A 21,934-nucleotide genomic window follows, 5' to 3' on the forward strand; every position below is an offset into this window, starting at 1 on the left:
ACCTTCAGCCTGACCGGCTATTTAACGTCGGCTAAGGCTATAAAACCAACTTAGATCCGGGAAGCTATCTCACTTCCCGGATTTATTTCCCCCGCCATTCGCCTGTGAAATAAAGCTCCTGTGGGCAAAATATTGATCCATCACCTGCCTGGCCACAGGCCCGGCGGAAACACCGCCATGACCTGAATTTTCCAGCGCCACCGCTACGACAATTTCCGGGTTATCAAACGGCGCATAGGCGATAAACATGGCATTGTCACGCAAGTGCTCGCGAGTTTTGATGTCCTCATATTTCTGGTTTTCATCCAGGCCCACCAGCTCGGCGGTACCGGACTTACCGGCGGCATCATAAAAGCTGCCTTTAAAGGCGTTATAACCTGTGCCCCCTTTAACCTGCACGGTGTCGTGCATGGCATTTAAAATAATGTCCCAATGCTTATCCTTAACTAACGACATCGGCGGCCGCTCTTCCTCTAAAGGATGAGCGAAAGTGTTGTTTTGCTCACTAAGCGGCAATTGGCCTTCGACCACACTTCCTTGCCGGGACATCAGCAAATGCGGTGTTTTCACCTCACCTCGGTTAACTAACACAGACGTCGCCTGCGCCAATTGTAACGGGGTCACTGCCCAAAAGCCCTGCCCTATACCTATATTGATGGTATCTCCCTGGTACCAGGGCTGGTTATACTGGCTGCGCTTCCAATAACGGCTCGGCAGTACCGCCTGGTATTCCTCGAAAATATCGATGCCGGTTGTTTCGCCAAAGCCGAACCTTTCCATCATATCGGCAATATTATTGATGCCCAGTTCAAAGGCCAGGTGATAAAAATAGGTATTGCAGGACTTCATCAGCGCCCGGTGCAGGTCTATCTTGCCATGGCCCCAGCTTAAGTGATCGCGAAACTTACGTTTAACATTTTTTAGCTGGTACCAGCCGGGATCATTCACTTGGGTATGCTCGGTAATCACACCATGGGCCAGCCCGGTTAACCCCAGAAAAGGTTTGATGGTCGAAGCCGGCGGATAGACCCCCTGGGTCACCCGGTTCAGCAAAGGCCTGTCTTTAGAGAGCAGCTTTTTATAGTCCCGGCTGCTGATGCCGTGGACAAAAGGATTGGGATCATAACTGGGGTTGCTGTACATGGCCAGCAAGGCGCCGTCACGGGGATCAATGGCCACCACCGCGCCCCGTTTGCCGGTCAATGCCCGTTTGGCGATCATTTGTAGCTCGATATCCAGGGTTAAAGTCAGATCTTTACCGGGCACCGGCGGGGTATAATCCAGGGTGCGGATCACCCTGCCCTGATTGTTGATTTCGACCTTTTCATTGCCGATACTGCCGTGTAATTCCTGCTGGTAAAACTTTTCTATGCCGAGTTTGCCGATATTGCGGGTAGCGGCATAATTGCCGGCTATACCTTCCTGGTCAAGTTTGAGCAAGTCCTGCTGGTTTATCCGTCCGACATACCCCAGGGCATGGGTGGTTAATTCGGCAAACGGATAGTCGCGCCTTAACCTGGCATCGATAAAGACCCCGGGAAACTTATGCTGCTCCACCGAAAAACGTGCCAGATCCAGCTCGCTTAAACGCCCCTTGACTTCTATGGCCTTAAAGCGCCGCTTGCCTTTGATCTTTTTCTGCGCCCGGGCAAGCTCTTCATCACTTAATCCGAGCAAGTCCTGTAAAGCCGCCAGGGTATTATTGATGTCTTTCACCTGTTCCGGGATCATTTCCAGGCTGTATACCGGGGTATTGTCCGCCAGCAAAACCCCATTACGGTCAAATATCCGTCCGCGGTTGGGAGCTATCGGCACTACCTTGATACGGTTTTCATTAGAGCGGGTCTGGTACTTTTGATAATTGCTTACCTGCAGGGTAAAAAGGTTATAAAACAATAACAGCAGCAGCAAAAATGCCCCGATAACCGCCAGTATCATGCGCGAGGAAAAGACTTTCGCTTCAACATCATGATTTTTTAACAGGCCTGAATTTGTCATAAATCACCGGGGAGAAAGAAGTTATAACGCCTCGGCGCCGTTGAGCCATTTTTTCACCGGCACTAGCCATTGCGGGATCGGCCGGTAAAAGGCGCCGTGCTCTTTGCCCGTGCTGATGGCAATTTCTTCAAAACCTTGTACCCGGGGGCTGCGGTCAACCACAAACTGGCACGAGCCTACGCCGTCGCTGGTTTCATAAATAGAATAAACCTTGCCGTACATCCGGTATTGGCTATTGTTTTTCATGTATTTAGAGCAACCCGCCAGGATCACTAGGTTGATTTTGTCCAGTTTTAAGACATTGCTGGTTAATATCGAAATCGCCCCGCCCCGGGAAAAGCCCATCAGGTATATGTCTTGTGCCTTAATCCCCTGACTTAATAAAGTGCGGATATCGCCGGCCATTTTCTCGGCAAAGGTCACCGGATTGGTTTTTGCCGGCCTGTGGTAGGCGATCAGGTTGTAGCCCGGCGCCGACAGCGCCCGTTTTATCGCCGGAAATTCATAAATGCCCCAGCGCTTATTTTCCGGCCTGGGATTTGTGCCTTCAACAATAAAACCGTGTGAATAAAAAACATATTTTTCCCCGCCGCGGATCTTTTCGGGAAAGTCGGTATAAAGCTCACCGGCACCAGCTTTTGCCGACAGCAAAGTGAAAACAAACAAAGTTGCAACGCAACAGAACACTTGACGGATACCCTGATAAGAGCCGGAAGTAGGCACCAGAGATGATTTCATAAACAACACATTAGATCCCATAATTTCAAAGGAAGGTTAAAGATTTTTGCCAAAGGCTTTATGTTCAATCAGGGTAATCAACTGCAATGCCACCAGGTAGCCGACAATTGGCGCACAAAATAAGGCGAAACCACTGACCGAGATAAATTCAACTAACAAAGGACTTTCCTGCTTAACGAGTAAATAGCGACCACCAAGCTGGCATTACGGCAAACGAGACTCGTCGCTAATTGATAGATAAGTTAAATTTTATCATTGTGTTACCATCTTGTTGTGGCAATGCCCTGTTCAATTGTGGCAAAAAGATGGCACAAATATGTCTTTTGCATTTTTGGGCGAAAACAGCATCAAAACAGAGGTAAAAATCAGGGCGACTCGGGGCTAGTTCACCGCTAAATGGGCTTTATCAAAAAAGTGGCGTACCAGTTGATAGAAACGGGTTATATGCACGGGTTTTTCTCCCAAAAACCTGTGCACCAGATGAAAGTCCCACTGGGCTCCCTGGTAAGCGGGTAAGACTCTAATCAGGCGGCCTTCGCGGATATGCGACTGCAAGGTCACTTCCGGCAACAGGGCAATGCCCATATTCTGCAGCGCCATTTCCAGGGCACTGGGCAAGGTATTGGTATGGGCAAAAGCTTCAAACGTCATCGAAATGCCGTTATTGAGATCATGATTGGGATAAAAAGTAATATTGCTCCCCTGCCAAGGAGGCGATATCCATCGGTGAGCGGCCATATCCCCGGGGCTTTCCAGTAAGCCTTTTTGCGAGATATAACCGGGCGCAGCACAAAAGACTTCCCTCATGCTGCCTAATGGCAATGCCCGGTAATTGCTGTCTTTTAGCTTGCCGCCGTAAATAGCCACATCCAGCTTATCCTTGATCAAGTCTTTCGCTTCATCGGTGACGAGAATTTTAGGTTCGATTTTGGGGAACTCTAAACATAATTGATTCAGGGCCGGGATCACTATATCCCGCTCACAGGAATGGGGTATGGTCAGGGCAAAAGTACCGGAAGGGGCTTCTTTCGAGCTGTTGACCTCTTCCAACGCCAAATCCACCTGGGCCTGCAACAATTCACAGCGCCCGAGCAACTTTTCACCTGTGCTGGTAAGCGACATACCCCGGGTATGGCGGGACAGTAGCTGCTGGCCAAGGTGCTGCTCTAACCGTTTTATCTGCTGGCTCACCGCCGACTTGCTCAAACCAAGCTGCTTGGCGGCCTGGGTGAAAGACTTTCGCTGAGCGACTTCTGCAAAGGTTAACAACCAGGGTAAAAGTTTAAGATTATTCATAATGGCTCAATTGTTTAAAAAACAAAACAATCAGTTCACTTTTTGATTATTGTGCAATTATTTATCCAACCTTAAGCTATGTCAACTTTCACTGCTGCTCAGCCTTTAACTTTTAACTTTTAAGTTTTAATAAAGGCGTCAGTTATTTTTTAGCCGATTAAGGAAACCTTATGAACAAGCCCACAGTAAAAACCGTCCGCTTTCATCAAACCGGCGATGCCTCGGTACTGGATATTGAACAACTGCCCTTATCCGAGCCGGGAGAAAATGAAGTTCGCTTAAAAGTTGAAGCCCTTGGCCTTAACCGCGCCGAAGTGATGTTCAGAAACGGCGCTTATTTAGATACGCCACAGCTTCCTGCCCGAATCGGTTATGAGGCGTCAGGGGTAGTTGATGCCATTGGCCCGGGAGTCAGTGAATTTAAAATTGGTGACAGGGTCAGCACTATCCCGGCTTTTTCCATGAGCCAATATGGCGTTTACGGCGAAAGTGCCGTGGTGCCGGTACATGCGGTGGCAAAATCGCCGGAAAACTTTTCTGCCGAGCAAAGCACGGCTATCTGGATGCAATACCTGACCGCTTATGGCGCCCTGGTGGAACTGGCTAATTTACAGGCCGGACAATACCTGTTAGTGACTGCCGCCAGCAGCAGTGTCGGTGTCGCCGCCATTCAACTGGGCAAAAGCCTGGGCGCTGTAGTTATCGCCACCACCCGCGGCAACACCAAGGTTGATTTCTTAACTAACCAGGGCGCGGATCATGTCATTCAAACCGATAGCGAAGACCTGGTTGCCCGCAGCGCAGAAATTACCGGCGGCCAGGGGATTAACCTGGTTTTTGACCCTGTCGGCGGTCCGTTGCTGGAGCAGCTGGCAGAAGTGTCGGCACCGGCTGCCACCATAATAGAATATGGCGCACTGGATAACAGGCCAACCCCGTACCCGCTCTTTACCGCCCTGGGTAAAGGCCTGACCATACGTGGCTATACCTTGTTTGAATTCACGCAAGATAAAAACCGTCTGGCACAGGCAAAAGCAGCTTTATTGCCCTTATTTGAAGGTAAAGGGGGTGAAAGCGGACAACTAGAGCCTGTTATCGATAAGGTGTTTGCTTTGGACGATATCCGCGAGGCCCACAGATACATGGAGTCAAATCAGCAGATGGGCAAGATAGTGGTGAAGGTATAATTTCATCCGGGAAAAGACTTTCCGCCTTGCTGTTTAGCAAAACAGCAAGGCGGCCATTTAAATCGGGAGCCAACTTAAGTTAATCTTTAGCGAAATCCACTAAGGTCTGCCCCGACATACGATAACCAACCCATTCATCCTGGGAGACGGCACCGATTGATTCATAAAAATCACGCGAAGGTTTATTCCAATCTAAACAGCTCCATTCAAAACGGCCACAACCTTTTTCCAGGGCGATTTGCGCCATTTTCTTCAGTAGCAGCTTGCCGCCACCGGCGCCCCTGTGCTCGGGAGAAACATACAAGTCTTCAAGATATAAACCGGGTTTTGCCAGCCAGGTGGAATAATTAAAAAAGTACACGGCAAAACCTATGGCCTGGCCGTCGCACTCACAAATCAAACCAAAAACATGGGGATTGTCATTAAAGATAGACGCTTTTATCGTCTGCTCGGTTGCCAATACCTCATGCTCGGCTTTTTCATAAATCGCCAGCTCGGTGATAAAGTGTAAAATCAGGGCCGCGTCATCTGCCACGGCTTCACGTATGGTAAGAGAACTCATTAACTACTCCGCTGAGTGTAAAGCAAGGCCAAATCACGTTAAGCCCGCTGGTGTAAATACTGATATCAAGACAGGCATGATACTCCTCCTACACTTATGACAACAGTGCATTATCTACATATATATATGTATAATATTCAGCATGGACTTATATCAGCTTGATCTTAACTTACTGGTGTTATTCGACGCCCTGTACCGCCACCGCTCGGTGAGCGCTGCCGCCGATGAAATCTGCCTGAGTCAGTCGGCCTTCAGCCACGGCCTGACCCGCTTGCGTAAACGCCTGGGGGATGAATTGTTTGTGCGCATCAATAATGTCATGACCCCCACCGACCGGGCTCAGCAGCTGGCTGAAAGTGTCAGCCAGGCCCTGAACATACTGCATGGCGGCATTAACACCAATGCCGGATTTTCACCCGAGCACAGCGAATTGGAGCTGACCTTTGCCGCCACCGACTATACACAATACAGCCTGTTGCCCCGCTTGATCGGCAAAATCAATCAGCTGGCCCCTAAAATCAACATCACCGTTTATTCTGCCGACAATAAAATTCCAACAGACAAGTTAATCACCGGCGAGCTCGACTTTGCCTTGGGTTTCAGCCATGAAATAGAAGGCTCTAGCACGGTTATGCATCAAACCTGGCTTGAAGACAGTTACTGTACCATTGCCAGGAAAAATCACCCGGCCCTGAAGCATGGGCTGGACCTGGAGACCTTTTTGGCCTTATCCCATGTCAGGATCTCTCCCTGGGGAGAAAAACTTGGCGTGGTAGATCAGGCACTGGCAAAATTACAAAAAAAGCGTCATGTCGCGCTGCAGCTCACCAGTGTTCTGGCCGCTCCCTATACCATCTTACATTCGGATCTGCTGCTGACCCTACCCCGTTTGGTGGCAGAGCAAATGGTGCAGCATCTGGATATTGAACTTTACTCCCCGCCACTGGCAGTGCCTGACTACCAACTCAACCTTTACTACCATAAGCTCAATGCAGGCAAAGCCAGTCATCAATGGTTAACGGCATTGATCCGTGATTTACATAAAAAAGCCTAACTTCTCCCTTAAGTGGTAAAACCAGTGTAAATTTTATTCGCTTAGCGCTACACTGGAAAATCTCTGACATTCGCGATAACTTTTCACCGGATAAAACAAAAATGACCATAAAAATAAAACTGTTGTTTATCTTTTTTGCCACCCTGTACTGTTTTTCAATTTTACTGCCCCCTCACCCGGGACATTGGTTGTTAAAAATGCTGCCGGTAGCCTTATTGATCATTAGCGTCAGGGGCTGGCCTGGGGATAAAACCCAAAAGTTATTCTTAGCCGGGCTGGTGTTCTCTGTGCTCGGAGACTTCTTTCTCGGCTATGACAGCCACCACTGGTTTATTTTTGGCTTAGGAGCATTTTTTATTGCCCATATCGCCTATATTGCTGCGCTTATGCCGATCACAAAAATCAACGGTGCCAAAGTTTATGCTGTCCTCGCCTACCTGGCAGGCGGCGGCCTGGTACTTAATCTCCTGCTGCCCGGACTGGGTGAACTCCTGGTGCCTGTGATTGCCTATATGAGTATTTTACTGGTCATGGCCATTACCGCCCTGCTCTCAACAAAGTCCAATACCTGGATGGTGATCGGCGGTTTATCTTTTGTGATCTCAGATGCCATGATAGGATTAAACAAGTTTTACCTGAGCATCCCCCAGGCCCAGTTTTTCATTATGATCAGTTATTACTTTGCCCAATACGCCCTGTTGCAAGGCTTTGCCCATAGCCGGCAAAGACAAAGCCAGACCGGGAGCCTGGTTGCCGAATAAAAGCGCCACCTTAATCACGGCATGCATCGCAGGTGAGCAAGTAAAATCAGATATGCTTTAAAAAAAGTGTTTTAACGGGAGAAGTTTTGTCCGTATTGCTTAAACCATTAGCTTTGATAATACTCGCGTTATGCCCTTTTGCCCTGGCGGCAGAAAAGGTTACCGCCTGCACCAGCACCTTATTCGTGCCGTTTAACTGGGAAACGGCAACCAGCCTTGAAGGAGCCACCATAGAGGTCGCCAAGCGCTTTTTTGAAAAAGAACAGGTTGAACTGGAGCTGATCCCCCTCAACAGCTGGGCCCGCTGCCTGAAACTGGCCGAGTCGGGAAAAATAGATTTAGTGCTCGGCGCCTATAAAACCGCAGAGCGCCAATTATGGGGTGATTATATCGACGAATTTATTGCCCAGGATATTGTTCAACTCTTTAAAAATAAAAATAAACAACTGCACTTTGAAGCATTAGATTCGCTGCAGCAATTTCGCGGTGGTGGTATCTTCGAAAATAGCTATGGCAAAAGTTTTGATACTTTTATACAAGATCTGTCGCCGACACAATGGCAAGAAGTTGCCCGCCCGGAACAAGTGCTCACTCAGCTGGCATTCAACCGCATTGATTATGCCCCCATGAATCGATGGAATATGGAAGTCTTGATCTTTACCTTAAAACAACAGGGTAAAATTCCTGCTGATGTCGAAATTGTTCCCATTGGTAAAACCATTAACAGCAACGAGCTTTACTTCCTGTTTTCAAAAAAAGCAGGCCGCTACCGGGAATTTCACCAAAAGATGAATGCTTTTATTAAAGGCATGAAATCCAAAGGCGACATTCAAAAAATGCTCAACAAAAGTCTGACCCGATACAAGCAGGAGTTTATGGAAGACCGCCAGTAGCACACCGGCTCATTGCTATTTGCTTGATTAGCGACATCAGCACAAAATTCCTCCCTCAAATTTTATTTTCCAGCAATTAGAGTCCCCCGGAGCAGTTAATCCTCAGCACTTTACCCGGCGAGGAAAATCACTCAAATCAACCACAGCAGCCAAACGCCCGGATTGGTGTAAGACATATCCTACAAACAGGTGCGATATCATGGCATTTGTTGACGTCATCTCTATTTTAAAATATGTAAACACTTAAAAAATAACAACAAAATATAACCCGTAAATAAATCTGTCCATTATTTCCATTTAATTTGAAGATCATTAACCTAAAAAAAGAATTTCATTCACGTAATATTTACTTTGTCAGGACGACGCAGGGCAGGACGCCTTAAAGGAAGACTTCAGGATGAAGTCATGTGATAGGACATCACGAAAGGAAAACACGGATAGGTATCTGTCAGGAAGATAGATACAAGTGGCCAGGGAAAGCCATGGAACCCACAGTAATGTGAATATGTCAGGATGATGTATTGCCCGGGATGGTTTGGAAGCTGTAAGGATACAGGATATAAATCAGGGATAGGTTTTCAGGGAAGATGAGGGACACTAAACAGTGCAGGATGCACAAATAAGCTAGTAGAAAAATGCGACTCTCTGAGTTGCATTTTTTATTTCCGGCCCCTGAAAAATCACGCCTGTTGTCATTTTTAAATCACTCCAACTAATTTACCCGGCAAATTTCCCCGGTCAACATCATTGCAGCCGGTAAAATTTAAACCTTAGCAGAACTTATCCTCAATACCGCCCTGCTAAGGCCTCAGCCCTTTCCTCATTTGCCAAGAGTTACTTAGTGCACATAGTACCGTTGTACACACGGTAAAAGGCGTTAAGAAAGTAATTAGGCGCCAGGTTATTGCCTGCTTTTATTTGCTCTGTATTTTTCATTTGATTTCCCCTGTTATTTGGACTGCCAGTGCTCACCGCTTTTTCTAAGCCGAGATTATTTTCCGCTCATAGCATCATTGAATAAACGGTAAAAGGTGTTGAAAAAGTGCTTGCCTGCTAAAGTATTTTTTACATTTTCCTGAGTCATATTTTTCATCTGTTTATCTCCTTAAGTGACTACGGCTTTACCCGTGATTTGCCTTGATGTGGCCACTTTAAAACCTCGACCTAACTTGAGGTAAAGTGTTTTTTTCAATAAAGTAAAAAAAGTTTTATAAGGATTTCTGGAGGAAAGATGGCAACAGGACAACACGAAGAAGCTAAGCTCTCGGTAGGTCAGGTGGCAAAACGCTGCGGTATTAAAGTCTCGGCTTTGCATTTTTATGAAGAAAAAGGCCTGATCCGCAGCTGGCGCAACCAGGGTAACCAGCGCCGTTACAAGCGGGATGTCCTGCGGCGCATCTCAGTGATCAAGGCGGCACAGAAAGTGGGCATTACCCTGGCCAATATTCAGGAAATGTTTAATCAATTACCCGATCAGCGCACCCCGGATAAAGATGACTGGGCCAGGTTATCAACACAATGGCAACAAGAGCTCAACCAGCGTATCGCCTATATGGAAAAGTTAAGGGATTCCCTCACTGGCTGTATCGGCTGCGGCTGTTTGTCGATGAAAAATTGCCCGCTTTATAACCCGGACGATACCCTGGCACAGGAAGGCACAGGACCGGTCATTTTAGATCGCCGGCCCTGAAACGGCCCTGATAAAGATACAAAGCAGAGGGGATGGTGACTTTTATCTGGGGAGAACAGAATCCCGGGTGATCAAGCTGGGTTCAAAGGTCTGCTGTATCTCCAGCTTATCCTGCTGATAGACATTTTTCAGCACTAATTTAGCCGCCATCTGCCCCATTTCATTCACCGGGTTATCTATGGTGGTGAGTTTGGGGTAGATATAACGGGCAAGGATAACATTATCAAAACCAATAATGGATAAATCCTGCGGCAAGTTAAAACCCAGCTCGCGGGCACAGGTCATGGCGCCGGAGGCTATTTCATCATTAGCGCAAACCAGGGCGGTAAAACTTTGTTTGTTTTCAACAAAATGTTTCAGGCCTTCACTGCCGCCGGTTTCTTTAAAGTCCCCCATATACACCAGGGATTCCTTAAACTCGATATTGTTTTCCGCCAGCGCCCGTTTATGGCCAATTAACCGGTTGCGGGCATCTGCTTTAAACTGCTGGCCGGCGATATAGGCGATATCGCTATGTCCCTGATCAATTACGGCTTTCGTGGCCAGGTAGCCGCCAAGTTCATTGTCCAGGCTGATGCAATTTTGCTCTACCCCAGGCACCAACCGGCTCATGATATATACGGGAATATCTCCCTGACATAAATCAAACAAATACTCATCTGATACCGCTTCGACATGCACTATCAGCGCATCGCAGTTTCTGCTTTTGAGAAATTCAATACCGTCTTTTTCTTTATCTTCTTCACTGTGCCCTGTGGTGATAATGACATGTTTACCGGCCAGGCGTAACTCGGTTTCAATGCCCGCCATCATCTGGCCGAAAAAAGGGCCGTGCAGCTCAGAAACCAGGATACCTACGCTGTTGGTGCGCTTGGACGCCAGCGACTGGGCAATGGAGTTGGGACGATATCCCAGCTGCTCCATGGCATCGATGACTTTTTGCCGGGTTTTATCACTGACCAGCGCATTATTGCTGGTGACCCGGGAAACCGTCGCCAGGGATACACCCGCAAGTTTTGATACTTCATATATAGTCGCCATAATACTCCGGCACGTTAAAGCAAAAGGTAAAAATTAATTGGGGAGATACTAGCATACTCCCGCCGGACTTAACTAGCCGGGGCCCTAAGTTCGCTTTGAATATGCTCTATTTTTTCATCGCTTAAGGTATATTTGCGCATCACCCAGGCAACGATAAAGGAGCCTATGGCCGGCAGCAGGGTAAAAGAAAGCAAGATGCCCTGCTTGGTAGCCTCGGTTTGCGCGACATCCGCCTGGTAATCATAAAACGCCAACAACCAGCCGGCAGCAGCTCCGCCCAGGGCTACCCCCATCTTGATAAAGAACACCACCCCGGAATACACCATACCGGTAACACGCAATCCGGTTTTCTGGTGGCCGTAGTCTATGGTATCCGCCATTTTTGCCCACAGCAGCGGCGTAGCCATATCCAGGAAAAACTTCCAGGCAATAAAGGCGACAAACGCCAGTACCAGCTGGTCGCTGCCAATAAAGAAACTGAGTACACAAATACAGGCAGAGATGGCTTGCAAGGCAATATAAGCCTTGATTTTACACACCCGCTTTGCCAGCGGCTGAGCTACGGCGCAGCCAACCATGCTGCCGATAACCCCTAAGGTTAAAAAGTAAGTGATCAAGTCTTCGCGGCCAAGGAAATATTTCACATAATAGACTGCCAGGGTAAAGCGCAATACCTGTCCGGTCAGCAGGAATAAGGCGGCCACACACAGGATGCGCCACTGATCGTTTTGCCACAGGGAGCGCATACTGGCCTTAAAAGAGTTGCGCTGATCTTCCGGCAGCGAAATGCGCTCTTTGGTACCGATAAAACATAATAAAAACATCACCAGTCCCAAGGTGCTCATGGTTACCATAGTCAGCTGGTAACCTTTGGCGGTATCCCCCTGCCCGAACCATTCCACCATAGGCATAGTTGCCCCGGCCACGATCACCCCGCCCAGCATACCAAAGACAAAACGATACGACTGCACCGTCACCCGCTCTTTGGCATCGGCAGTTAATACCCCGCCCAGGGCGCAATAGGGAATGTTGATGGCGGTATAGGCCACCATCAACAAGGTATAGGTGACAAACGCATAGAGCAGTTTATTGTCGGCGGATAAATCCGGGGTGGTAAACGCCAAGATGCTGATAATGGCAAAAGGCAACGCCAGCCACAAAAGATAGGGCCGAAACTGCCCCCAACGGCTTTTGGTACGGTCGGCAATATTGCCCATCAAAGGGTCGGTGACAGCATCAAAGATACGCACCACTAAGAACATGGTACCGACGGTTGCCGGCGATAAACCCATGACATCAGTGTAAAAGAGTAATAAAAACATCATCACGGTCTGAAAAATGATGTTGCTTGCGGTATCCCCTAAGCCATAGGCTATTTTTTCTCTGATGCTGATCATGCTGCTGTCCTTTGATGGTACTTGTTATTATTATTTTTTCGCTACCCGGCTACTGATAAAGTTTTTATAGGCGTTACCACTGGCTTTAACCGTTCTTTGCTGGCTGGCATAATCAACATAAACGATACCGAAGCGTTTAAGATAACCTTCCGCCCATTCAAAGTTATCCATCAGCGACCAGGCAAAGTAGCCGCGGATATCCACGCCCTGCCCTATGGCATCATGTACCGCGCTCAGGTGGCTTTGGTAGTAATCTATCCTATCTAAGTCATTAACGGAACCGTCCTTGAGTTCATCCGCCATGGCGGCACCGTTTTCGGTAATATACAGTGGCGGCAGCGAATATTTTTCATTTAAGGAAACCAGCAATTTAGTCAGGGCCTTAGGATAAATTTCCCAGCCGATATCGGTTCTCGGCTCAAGCGCCGGTAATTCAACAAAGTCTTGCTGCTTATCTGCGCGGTAAATTGCCCGGGTATAATAGTTGACCCCTAAAAAGTCCATCGGCTGAGCGATAATTGCCATATCTCCCTGATGGATGTCGGGATGATGCGCCTTTGGCAGTTGGGATAAAATTTCCGGGTATTCACCATCAAACAGGGGTTTGATATACCACTGATTAAAATAATCATCGGCGAAATGGGCAGCCCCTTTATCTTCCGAGCTATTTGACGCCGGATAGCAAGGGGTAAAGTTAAGCACAATACCGTTTAAGGTATCCGGACTGTTTTTCGCCAATACCTGCATTGCCAGGCCATGAGCCAGCAATAAATGATGGGCGGCTTTTTTGCCGTATTCTTTACCCACTATGCCCGGAGCATGGACCCCGACTTCATAGCCTAAATAGGCACTGCAAAAAGGTTCGTTTAAGGTGGCATAGGCATAAACCCGGTCACCGAAGGCTTTGGTGATCAAGTCGACATAATCACGGAAAAGGTAAGCGGTTTCACGGTTAAGCCAGCCGCCGTTATCTTCCAGGTGCTGGGGCAAATCCCAGTGATATAGGGTGACAAAGGCTTTGATATTTTTACGCTCGAGGTCATCGAGTATGCCTAAGTAAAAGTCCACCCCGGCCTGGTTCAATGTACCCTCCCGGGTGATCACCCGGGGCCAGGAAATGGATAAACGGTAGGCATCCACCCCTAAAGATTCAATCAGCTCAATATCCTGACGCCAAAGGTTGAAATGATCACAGGCGACTTCCCCGTTAGAGCCGTCGGCTATTTTCCCCTCTGTTGCACAAAAACGATCCCAGATGCTGGCCAACCTGTGCTCAGCCCCCCCTTCAATTTGGAAAGAAGCCGTGGCCACGCCATAGGTAAAATCGGCGGAGAGCATGGGCGAATTAACGGGTAAAGAAATTTTAGTCATCATTTACATTGCTGCCTGTCAGGGTGATCTCATTAAGAAAAAATCAACTAAATATTAGCCGCTTACACTTTATCTTTGACTATTACATAAAAATGTAAGCGCTTACAAATCACTTGAAAATTTTTTGCTTCTGGTTTTTAATGCTTTCAACAACACGATGAAAGCGCTTTCATTTTTCAAGCCTAGTGTTTTCTGTATTAAAGATCAACCGCTTTTATTTATGTTTATGAAAATAATGTGTGAAGTTTACCAACAAGCTTACAAACTTGTTCCCGGTAGCCGCTTTATGCTCAACAAAATATAAAAGCATATCAAAACAAGTTAATGGGGAAATTATGGCAACATTTTCAAAATCATATCCTGCAGAGCAACTACCTGAGGCACAAGCAGGTAAGGACTACCGTTTCGCACTGACATCGTTAACCTCACTGTTTTTTATGTGGGGCTTTATTACCTGTCTCAATGATATCCTGATCCCCCATTTAAAAGGGGTTTTCGATTTATCCTACAGCCAGGCAATGCTGGTGCAATTTTGCTTTTTTGGCGCTTATTTTGTTGTCTCCCTGCCCTCAGGCGCACTGGTGAAACGACTGGGGTATCAAAAAGGCATAGTACTGGGGCTAGTGATCGCCGCCCTGGGATGTTTATGCTTTTATCCTGCCGCAAGCCTGCACAGCTACGCTATTTTCTTATTGGCCCTGTTTATCCTGGCCAGCGGCATCACCCTACTGCAAGTCTCCGCCAATCCCTATGTCAGTATTCTGGGAGAAGTGAAAACCGCCTCCTCCCGGCTGACCATGACCCAGGCTTTTAACTCCCTGGGCACCACAGTAGCACCATTTTTCGGCGCGTATTTAATCTTGGAACAAGCAGCCGAGGCAGTATCAGCAACGGCTTCAGCACAACAAGTACAAATGCCCTATTTGTTATTGGCCGCTTTGTTGCTGCTACTCGCCGCCATCTTTGCCGCCTTAAAACTGCCGGATATGTCAGCTCAAAGCATCCAAAACCAGACCAGTAAAACAGGCGGGGAAAACCATGAACTCAAAAGTGCCTGGCACTATCGCCATCTGGTGCTTGGCGCTGTCGGCATTTTTGTCTATGTCGGCGCCGAAGTGGCTATCGGTAGTTTCCTGGTGAATTTTTTCACCGATCCGAATATCGGCGCCATGGAAGAGTCGGCCGCCGCCAAATATATCGCTTATTACTGGGGAGGCGCTATGGTGGGACGTTTTATCGGTGCAGCCGCCATGCAAAAAATAGCCGCAGGTAAAGCCCTGTGTTTCAATGCCGCCGTGGCCATGGCATTGGTGTTAGTGGCGATGTTTACTTCCGGACAATTGGCCATGTCAGCGATTTTATTGGTGGGACTTTGTAACTCCATCATGTTTCCTACCATTTTCAGCCTGGCCCTCAACGGTTTAGGCAAGTTTACCAGCCAGGGCTCGGGTATTTTATGTTTGGCAATCGTCGGCGGCGCCATCATTCCTCTGCTTCAGGGTGTCTTGGCAGATAACATTGGCATACAGGCATCTTTTTGCTTGCCCATCCTATGTTACGGCTTTATTGCCTATTACGGCTTGTCAGGAAGCAAAGTGTCGATAAGGGAGAAAGGAAAGGCTTAAATCTTCGGGCCAAAATGAGCAATAGAAATGAATTCCCCGGCTGCAATATAACAGCCGGGGAAAGCAACTAAGACAAAACTGTCGGTCCAAGAATACTCGATAATACTGCAGTGATCACTAAGATAATATCCGCCAGGAACAGCTCACTGACGATGGCATTTTTTTTCAGGGTTAACACCTGCACCTGATTTAATACCGGCACCAGGCTGTGTTTGTATTTATGCTTATGCAAGACCACCAGCAGGAAGACGGTAGTGACTGTGATTAATTTCAGCAACATGGTTTGCCCGTAAGTGGTAGTAAACAAATCTCCCGTACTTGCCAGCATCTGGCTTAATAATCCCCCGCCGCCAATCAATAGCAAAGGCACCATGATCAGGGTAAGTTGGCCAAAAAAGCGCATCACCCGATACAGGTTCGACAGGTTAAGCAGCTGATAACAGATCAACAAGGGATATAAAGCCCCCAGCCACCAGGCGGAAGTTATGATATGCAGGGCCATCAGCCAGCTTGCGCTGCTGCCAAGCTCTGCGGTATTGCCCACCAGGGTGAAAGAATAACTTAACGCCACTATTCCGCTCAGGTAACACAAGAAAAACAATTTCCGGTTCGAGGCCTGAGCCTCGGGTTTTCTTCTTAAATGCAGCAAAAATAAAGCAGCAATGGCTGTAAAGCCGAATAGCCGCCAAAACAGGGCATCTCCCAACGGACCATGCCAGAGCTGACGCAAGCTTTCACCGTCAAACATACCGAAAAAACCCGCCTGCGAAACGGCGCCCACGCCAATTAAAAAGTTAATGATCACGGCTGTTATACCAAGACACAGGCATAGCCGGGTATAGCGGATAATAGCTTGGATATTGGTGTTGGCGCGGATCAAAGCGCCGATAAATGGGCCGCCGACGGCAGCGGCAACCCCCATGTAAATTAACCAGCGGGAAATAATATCCCCGACATCCCAAATAGAAAGCGCCATACTTACTCCTCATCTTAGGATGTGATCGTCTCAATAACATCAACGACCACTACCTCGTACCAAAAATGAGAATTCCTCTTTCCGGGGACGGACATCTTTGCCCATTAATTGCCGAGCAGTTTGCCGGGAAATTGCCCGGCTCACGACAACAGGTATTTAAATAAGCTTAGCCGACTTTTATCCGAAAGACCCGAATGCGGATGTACGCTTAATTGCCCTGCTGCTTTTTGGTTTTAGCTTTTGTTGGCGATGATTGCAAAGGAGCAAGCCAAAACCACCAAACAATCAATAAAATAACAAAAAGTCCTGCCAGGTTTATCATCAACATATTCATAACTGAGTCTCCTTAACCAACACCTGCCGCCCGGAGGGTTTAAAAAAGCGTAAACGGTTGGCATTAGTCACCACAGTTAAGGATGACATCGCCATGGCGGCGCCGGCGATCATAGGGTTAAGCAATAAACCGGTAAAGGGAAAAAGAACACCCGCCGCTATCGGTATGCCCAACCCATTATAAATAAAGGCGCCGAACAGGTTTTGCTTGATGTTTTTCACCGTTGCCCGGGAAATTTCAATCGCATCGACTACGCCATGTAAAGAGCCCGACATCAGGGTGATATCGGCACTTTCTATGGCAACATCCGTGCCTGTACCGATGGCAAAGCCGACATCAGCCAGTGCCAGCGCAGGTGCATCATTGATGCCGTCTCCCACCATAGCGACCACTTTTCCCTGCCGCTGCAATTGCGCAATTTGGCCGGCCTTATCCTGGGGTAAGACTTCGGCAATCACTTTATCTATACCGAGCTGCCTGGCAACGGCATCGGCGGTAGCCCGGTTATCGCCGGTTAATAACATCACCTCCAGCCCCAGCTGGTGCATGCGTTCGATGGCAGCAAAAGAGTCACTTTTGATCGCATCACTGATACCTATGATGCCCGCCAGTTCGCCGTCAATGGCGATAAAGATCACCGTATTGGCCTCTTGCTCCAGCTCAGCCGCCTGGCTTACAAGCGCCTGGATATCAATATCAAAACTTTGCATTAACTTGCGGGTACCCAGCAGCAAAGACTTATTTTCAAGCTCGGCGCGGATCCCCTGCCCGGCAATAGCAGCAAAGTCCGTGACCGGCAACAGCTCTAGCTGCTGCTCTTTTGCCGCCGAAACGATTGCCTCAGCCAAAGGATGTTCTGAATTGGCTTCGGCGCTGCCTGCCCATAACAGCAGAGAATTCTCATCCCAGTTACCCCGGGGGATCATTTTGCTTATTCCGGGTTTGCCCTGGGTTACCGTGCCGGTTTTATCCAGCACTATCGTCTCAAGTTTGCCCGCCTGTTGCAGGGCGTCGCCATTGCGGATCAGAGTTTGATATAACGCCGCTTTCCCTACCCCCGCCATGATAGAAATCGGCGTAGCCAAACCCAAAGCACAAGGGCAGGCAATAATCAGTACTGTCATCATAGTCACTATCGCGTATGTCAGCGCCTGCTCACCACCTGAAAAGTTAATCCAGGCAAGAAAAGCTAATACCGCAATAATGAGCACGGCAGGAACAAATACCGAGGCAATCTTATCCACCAAACGGCCAATGGCCGGCTTGGACGACTGGGCGGTTCGTACCATATTGATGATCTGCGCCAACGTAGTGTCTTTACCTATGCGCTTGGCCTGAAACAAAAAGCTGCCGGACTTATTGATGGTACCCGCAAGCACTTGGTCTCCCGGCTGTTTTTCTACCGCCAGTGGCTCGCCACTGATCATCGACTCATCCAGGCTGGAATGGCCCTGAATAACCACGCCGTCTACCGCGATGCGCTCCCCGGGCTTGACCCGTAAAATATCATCAATAACCACCTCTTCAATTAAGATATTCACCTCTTTGTTATCACGCACAACACAGGCTGTTTTTGGCTGCAAACCGATAAGTTGTTTAATTGCTTGCGAAGTTTTGCCCCGTGCCCGCATTTCAAGCGCCGATCCCAGGTTAATTAACGCGATAATCACCGCAGCGGCTTCAAAGTAAACGTGTTGCGCCAAAGCGGGTACTAACTCAGGTTTAATGACAATCACCAAAGAATAAAGCCAGGCGGTGCCGGTCCCAAGAGCGATAAGCAAGTCCATATTGGCATTATGCTGCCGCACCGATTTAACCGCGCCGAGAAAAAAATGTCCTCCCGAATAAATCATAACTCCCAGGGTGGCCAGCGCTATCAGCAACCAAAATAACGGGCCATTGGGGCCGGTTAACGGCGGCAGTATACCTGCCATGCCGGCAATAAATAATGGCGCTCCTACCAGGGCGGCAAGGGTTGCCTGCTTTAATAACTGCCGGTAATAGACAAATTCGGCCTGTTCTTTATCGGCGGTATCATCAAGGCTACTAAGTTCACTGGCCTGATAACCAGCCAAACGAATTGCGGCAATCACCGCCTCGGCATTGGTACTGCCCTCAACGGTGGCGGTATGTTCGGCAAAATTAACATTGGCGGAAGTCACAGAGTCTACGCCGTTAATCGCCTTTTCAATGGAAGCGACACAACCGGCACAGCTCATGCCTTCAATGGATAAATGCAGGGTCTGGCTCATAGCAAAGCTCCTGTTTCATAAAAAGGGTTGGTGCAATAGCCGGGTATAAGCCCCAAAGGGAAAATAAAGAGAATGTCTTGGAATAAATAAAGAGAAAAAACCATCAACTGCTGCTCATAAAATAGTAATAACAGCAGTATGAAACAGTTCAGGGAAAAAACCGTTACAAGATTTCAGCTATCTGTTACAGGATTTACAGCTTATAGCTCATCAATCGCTTTTCGGGCATGTGAACCGCAATTGGCCTTAAAATCACTGGGGGTTAACCCGGTGATTTTTTTAAATTGGTTGCTCAGATGGGCAACACTGGAGTAATCAAGGCGAAAGGCAATTTCGGTGAGGGAGAGTTCGTCATAAACCAGCAGCTCTTTCACTTTCTCTATTTTTTGCTGAATATAAAACTGCTCTATGGTGATCCCTTCCACCGAAGAAAACAGGTTACTTAAATAGTTGTAGTCTTTAAAAATATGCTCGGACAAGAAGCGGGATAATTTAACCTTTTCCCCCATCGGCTGCTGCACCAGGGCGATCACATGTTTTTTGGTCTGCTCGATTAACCGGCCTTTTTTATCGTTGATCAGCTCAAAACCCAAGGCTTCCAGGCGGGTTCGAAAAATTTCAACTTGCTCAGGTCCCGGTGTGGCATTACCAAAATCAACTTCTCCCAGGCTCACCGACAAAGGGGTTATATCAAGCGCCTTGAGTTCATTTTCAACCACAAACTTACAGCGCCCGCACACCATGTTTTTAATAAAGAGCTTCATTTCAATTGCTTATCTATAAAAATCCGGGAAGTAAATCCTTAACCATAAAACCGCAGATTAATATTTTTTCACTAAAGTGACAATATCTGCATTCGCTGATCGGTAAAATTTACACTATTTTTTAATAGCAACTGACCAGCAGCAAATAAAAAGGACATCAACATGGCGAATTATCTTTTTGTATACCACGGCGGCAACAAAACTTCAGATCCGGCAGAGCTTGAAAGCGTTATCCAGGCATGGCGGGACTGGTTTACCTCTATGGGAGATGCGGTGATTGACAGCGGTAACCCGGTGGGATTATCGACAACCGTCAACAGTGACGGCAGTATCGTCAACAATGGCGGCAGTAATCCCGCCAGCGGCTACAGCATAATCGCGGCAGCCAGCATAGAAGAGGCCTGCGACCAGGCCAAAGCTTGCCCGATTTTAGCCAGCGGTGGTAGTATAGAAATCGCAGAAATTATTGATATCTAATTGACTTATCTTCAATGAAAGGAGAAATCGCCGTGAGTTTACAGGATGAGATCATCACCCTTGAAATGGATTTGCTTAAACCTGAAGTCAGGCGCTCGCCATCTGCTCTGGACCGCCTGATCAGTGATGATTTCCTGGAAATTGGCGGCTCCGGCAGAAGTTTCGGTAAAGATGAAGTGCTTAGCCGTTTACCACAGGAAACACCGCCAACCTTCTCGGCCCAAGATTTTGAATTACGCCAACTCAGCGACAACCTGGTGCAGCTGCTTTATAAAGCCACTATGCTCAAGGCAGGCGCAGCGCAAACCAGCTATTCCCTGCGCAGCACTTTATGGCAGCTTAAAGAAGACAACTGGCAGATGCTGTTTCACCAGGGCACCCTTTGCCCGCCGTTTGATGATGAATAATACCTAATGAAAAACCAGGATTTGCTCCGGGGCTCTTGTTTATGTCGCTCCATCGATTTCAAGCTCAGTGGCGGTATCACGGCAGTGCGCTACTGTCACTGCAGCCATTGCCGGAAATTTGCCGGCACCTCCCCTGCAGCCTGGGGCATGGCAGAAACGGCAAACTTAACCATCACGACATCAAACAGCGAAATAGGCAAATTTAATTCCGGACGGGGTATTCGCTGTTTTTGTTTAAACTGCGGTTCCCCCTTGTGGTTTGAATCGATTGAATACCCGCAGATGATCGCCATTCCCCTGGGGGTACTCGACAGCGACAAGCTGCCCGCTCCCGAGCAACATATCTGGACCCAATCCAAAGTAGGCTGGTGTTGCATCAATGACGATCTGCCTCAACACCTAACCTATCCGGAAGAATAGAAAACCCCAAGGCAAGATTTAAGGCTTCACATAACGGTAACCGGCACCATAAACAGACTCGATAATATTGGTTTCCAGACCGATTTTTTTCGCTTTCAAGCGAATGTTTTTCACATGGCTGTCGATAGCGCGATCAGAAATATCCCGCATATCCGGATAGGCTAAATCCAGAATTTGTGCCCGGGAATAAATACGCTGGGGGTGCTGGTATAACAGGGAAAATAAATTAAACTCCAGGTGCGTCAATTCCGTGCTTTGCCCCCGGTAACTAAGCCGGAAACTGTCCATATTCAACAATAAGCCTTCCTCAACCACAGGGGCCTTATGTTTTTGGGTACGCTTTAAAATCGCTTTTATTCGCAATACCAGCTCGGGCGCGCTGAAAGGTTTACAAATATAATCATCGGCCCCGGCCTCAAGCCCGATCAAGCGGCTGATCTCCTGGGTTTTGGCTGTCAACATCACGATAGGCACCTCCGAGAAGGTTCTGATTTGTTTGCAGCATTCCAAACCATCCATAACCGGCAGCATCAAGTCCAGTAAAATGAGATCCGGCTCATTTTCCCTGACGGTTTCAACCACATGTTCACCGGTTTCCAGATGCCGGGTAGTAAAGTTACTGGCCTGTAAAAACAGCGCGACATTTTCAGCAATTTCCAGATCATCTTCAACAATAAGAATATCGGCCATG

General features: G+C 47.9%; 21 protein-coding genes. 9 read left to right on the forward strand and 12 right to left on the reverse strand.

Going from position 1 to position 21,934, the window contains the following annotated elements; translation table 11 throughout:
* Positions 1–69: 69 nt before the first annotated feature.
* From mrdA to QL234_RS13510, 4 genes are all read right to left on the reverse strand, one after another.
* Positions 70–1,998 (reverse strand): penicillin-binding protein 2, encoded by a 1,929-nt coding sequence (gene mrdA, locus QL234_RS13495; RefSeq protein ID WP_281558353.1) that lies wholly within the window; start codon positions 1,996–1,998, stop codon positions 70–72.
* A 21-nt stretch (positions 1,999–2,019) separates the two neighbouring features.
* On the reverse strand, positions 2,020–2,736 hold the full coding sequence (locus tag QL234_RS13500) for an alpha/beta hydrolase (protein ID WP_281558354.1): 717 nt from the start codon (positions 2,734–2,736) through the stop codon (positions 2,020–2,022).
* A gap of 36 nt (positions 2,737–2,772) precedes the next feature.
* Positions 2,773–2,895, reverse strand: a complete 123-nt coding sequence (locus QL234_RS13505; RefSeq protein ID WP_281558355.1) for a hypothetical protein — start codon at positions 2,893–2,895, stop codon at positions 2,773–2,775.
* A 222-nt stretch (positions 2,896–3,117) separates the two neighbouring features.
* Entirely contained in the window at positions 3,118–4,032 is a 915-nt protein-coding gene (locus tag QL234_RS13510; RefSeq protein ID WP_281558356.1) for a LysR family transcriptional regulator, read from the reverse strand.
* A gap of 170 nt (positions 4,033–4,202) precedes the next feature.
* Here QL234_RS13510 and QL234_RS13515 point away from each other — a divergent pair, with 170 nt between their 5' ends.
* Positions 4,203–5,219 (forward strand): zinc-dependent alcohol dehydrogenase family protein, encoded by a 1,017-nt coding sequence (locus tag QL234_RS13515; RefSeq protein WP_281558357.1) that lies wholly within the window; start codon positions 4,203–4,205, stop codon positions 5,217–5,219.
* 79 nt (positions 5,220–5,298) lie between these two features.
* Here QL234_RS13515 and QL234_RS13520 read toward each other — a convergent pair whose 3' ends face one another.
* Positions 5,299–5,781, reverse strand: a complete 483-nt coding sequence (locus tag QL234_RS13520; protein ID WP_281558358.1) for a GNAT family N-acetyltransferase — start codon at positions 5,779–5,781, stop codon at positions 5,299–5,301.
* 142 nt (positions 5,782–5,923) lie between these two features.
* Here QL234_RS13520 and QL234_RS13525 point away from each other — a divergent pair, with 142 nt between their 5' ends.
* The 4 genes from QL234_RS13525 (at position 5,924) to soxR (ending at position 10,179) form a co-directional block, all read left to right on the forward strand.
* A complete protein-coding gene (locus tag QL234_RS13525) occupies positions 5,924–6,835 on the forward strand; it encodes a LysR family transcriptional regulator (RefSeq protein ID WP_281558359.1) in 912 nt (303 codons plus the stop codon).
* A gap of 101 nt (positions 6,836–6,936) precedes the next feature.
* Complete coding sequence (locus QL234_RS13530) at positions 6,937–7,596, forward strand: lysoplasmalogenase (RefSeq protein WP_281558360.1); 660 nt, start codon at positions 6,937–6,939, stop codon at positions 7,594–7,596.
* Between the two features lie 86 nt (positions 7,597–7,682).
* Positions 7,683–8,489, forward strand: a complete 807-nt coding sequence (locus QL234_RS13535; RefSeq protein ID WP_281558361.1) for a transporter substrate-binding domain-containing protein — start codon at positions 7,683–7,685, stop codon at positions 8,487–8,489.
* A 1,231-nt stretch (positions 8,490–9,720) separates the two neighbouring features.
* Positions 9,721–10,179 carry a redox-sensitive transcriptional activator SoxR gene (soxR, locus tag QL234_RS13540; protein ID WP_281558362.1) on the forward strand — a complete coding sequence of 153 codons (459 nt, stop codon included), beginning with the start codon at positions 9,721–9,723 and terminating at the stop codon, positions 10,177–10,179.
* A gap of 42 nt (positions 10,180–10,221) precedes the next feature.
* On the opposite strand, the gene QL234_RS13545 is transcribed toward soxR, so the two are convergent.
* From QL234_RS13545 to QL234_RS13555, 3 genes are all read right to left on the reverse strand, one after another.
* A complete protein-coding gene (locus QL234_RS13545) occupies positions 10,222–11,220 on the reverse strand; it encodes a LacI family DNA-binding transcriptional regulator (protein WP_281558363.1) in 999 nt (332 codons plus the stop codon).
* Between the two features lie 68 nt (positions 11,221–11,288).
* Entirely contained in the window at positions 11,289–12,617 is a 1,329-nt protein-coding gene (locus tag QL234_RS13550; protein ID WP_281558364.1) for an MFS transporter, read from the reverse strand.
* 30 nt (positions 12,618–12,647) lie between these two features.
* Complete coding sequence (locus tag QL234_RS13555) at positions 12,648–13,988, reverse strand: GH1 family beta-glucosidase (RefSeq protein WP_281558626.1); 1,341 nt, start codon at positions 13,986–13,988, stop codon at positions 12,648–12,650.
* A 335-nt stretch (positions 13,989–14,323) separates the two neighbouring features.
* Here QL234_RS13555 and QL234_RS13560 point away from each other — a divergent pair, with 335 nt between their 5' ends.
* Positions 14,324–15,613, forward strand: coding sequence for a sugar MFS transporter (locus QL234_RS13560; protein ID WP_281558365.1), 1,290 nt, complete (start codon positions 14,324–14,326; stop codon positions 15,611–15,613).
* Positions 15,614–15,680: 67 nt separating this feature from the next.
* Here the strand turns inward: QL234_RS13560 and QL234_RS13565 are convergent, their stop codons facing one another.
* The 3 genes from QL234_RS13565 to QL234_RS13575 form a co-directional block, all read right to left on the reverse strand.
* A complete protein-coding gene (locus QL234_RS13565) occupies positions 15,681–16,589 on the reverse strand; it encodes a CopD family protein (protein ID WP_281558366.1) in 909 nt (302 codons plus the stop codon).
* A gap of 330 nt (positions 16,590–16,919) precedes the next feature.
* Entirely contained in the window at positions 16,920–19,175 is a 2,256-nt protein-coding gene (locus QL234_RS13570; protein WP_281558367.1) for a heavy metal translocating P-type ATPase, read from the reverse strand.
* 200 nt (positions 19,176–19,375) lie between these two features.
* The gene (locus QL234_RS13575; RefSeq protein ID WP_281558368.1) at positions 19,376–19,939 is read right to left on the reverse strand and encodes an AraC family transcriptional regulator; all 564 of its coding nucleotides are present in this window, start codon (positions 19,937–19,939) and stop codon (positions 19,376–19,378) included.
* Between the two features lie 162 nt (positions 19,940–20,101).
* Between QL234_RS13575 and QL234_RS13580 the strand changes: the two genes are divergently transcribed.
* From QL234_RS13580 to QL234_RS13590, 3 genes are read left to right on the forward strand one after another with little or no spacing between them, the layout of a single operon-like run.
* Entirely contained in the window at positions 20,102–20,416 is a 315-nt protein-coding gene (locus tag QL234_RS13580; protein WP_281558369.1) for a hypothetical protein, read from the forward strand.
* Positions 20,417–20,448: 32 nt separating this feature from the next.
* Positions 20,449–20,823 carry a DUF4440 domain-containing protein gene (locus tag QL234_RS13585; RefSeq protein WP_281558370.1) on the forward strand — a complete coding sequence of 125 codons (375 nt, stop codon included), beginning with the start codon at positions 20,449–20,451 and terminating at the stop codon, positions 20,821–20,823.
* A gap of 6 nt (positions 20,824–20,829) precedes the next feature.
* Positions 20,830–21,243 (forward strand): GFA family protein, encoded by a 414-nt coding sequence (locus QL234_RS13590; protein WP_281558371.1) that lies wholly within the window; start codon positions 20,830–20,832, stop codon positions 21,241–21,243.
* A gap of 18 nt (positions 21,244–21,261) precedes the next feature.
* Here the strand turns inward: QL234_RS13590 and QL234_RS13595 are convergent, their stop codons facing one another.
* The gene (locus QL234_RS13595) at positions 21,262–21,933 is read right to left on the reverse strand and encodes a response regulator (RefSeq protein ID WP_281558372.1); all 672 of its coding nucleotides are present in this window, start codon (positions 21,931–21,933) and stop codon (positions 21,262–21,264) included.
* Position 21,934 lies beyond the last annotated feature (1 nt).

The organism is Thalassomonas sp. RHCl1 (genome assembly GCF_947387555.1).
GTDB lineage: Bacteria > Pseudomonadota > Gammaproteobacteria > Enterobacterales > Alteromonadaceae > Thalassomonas.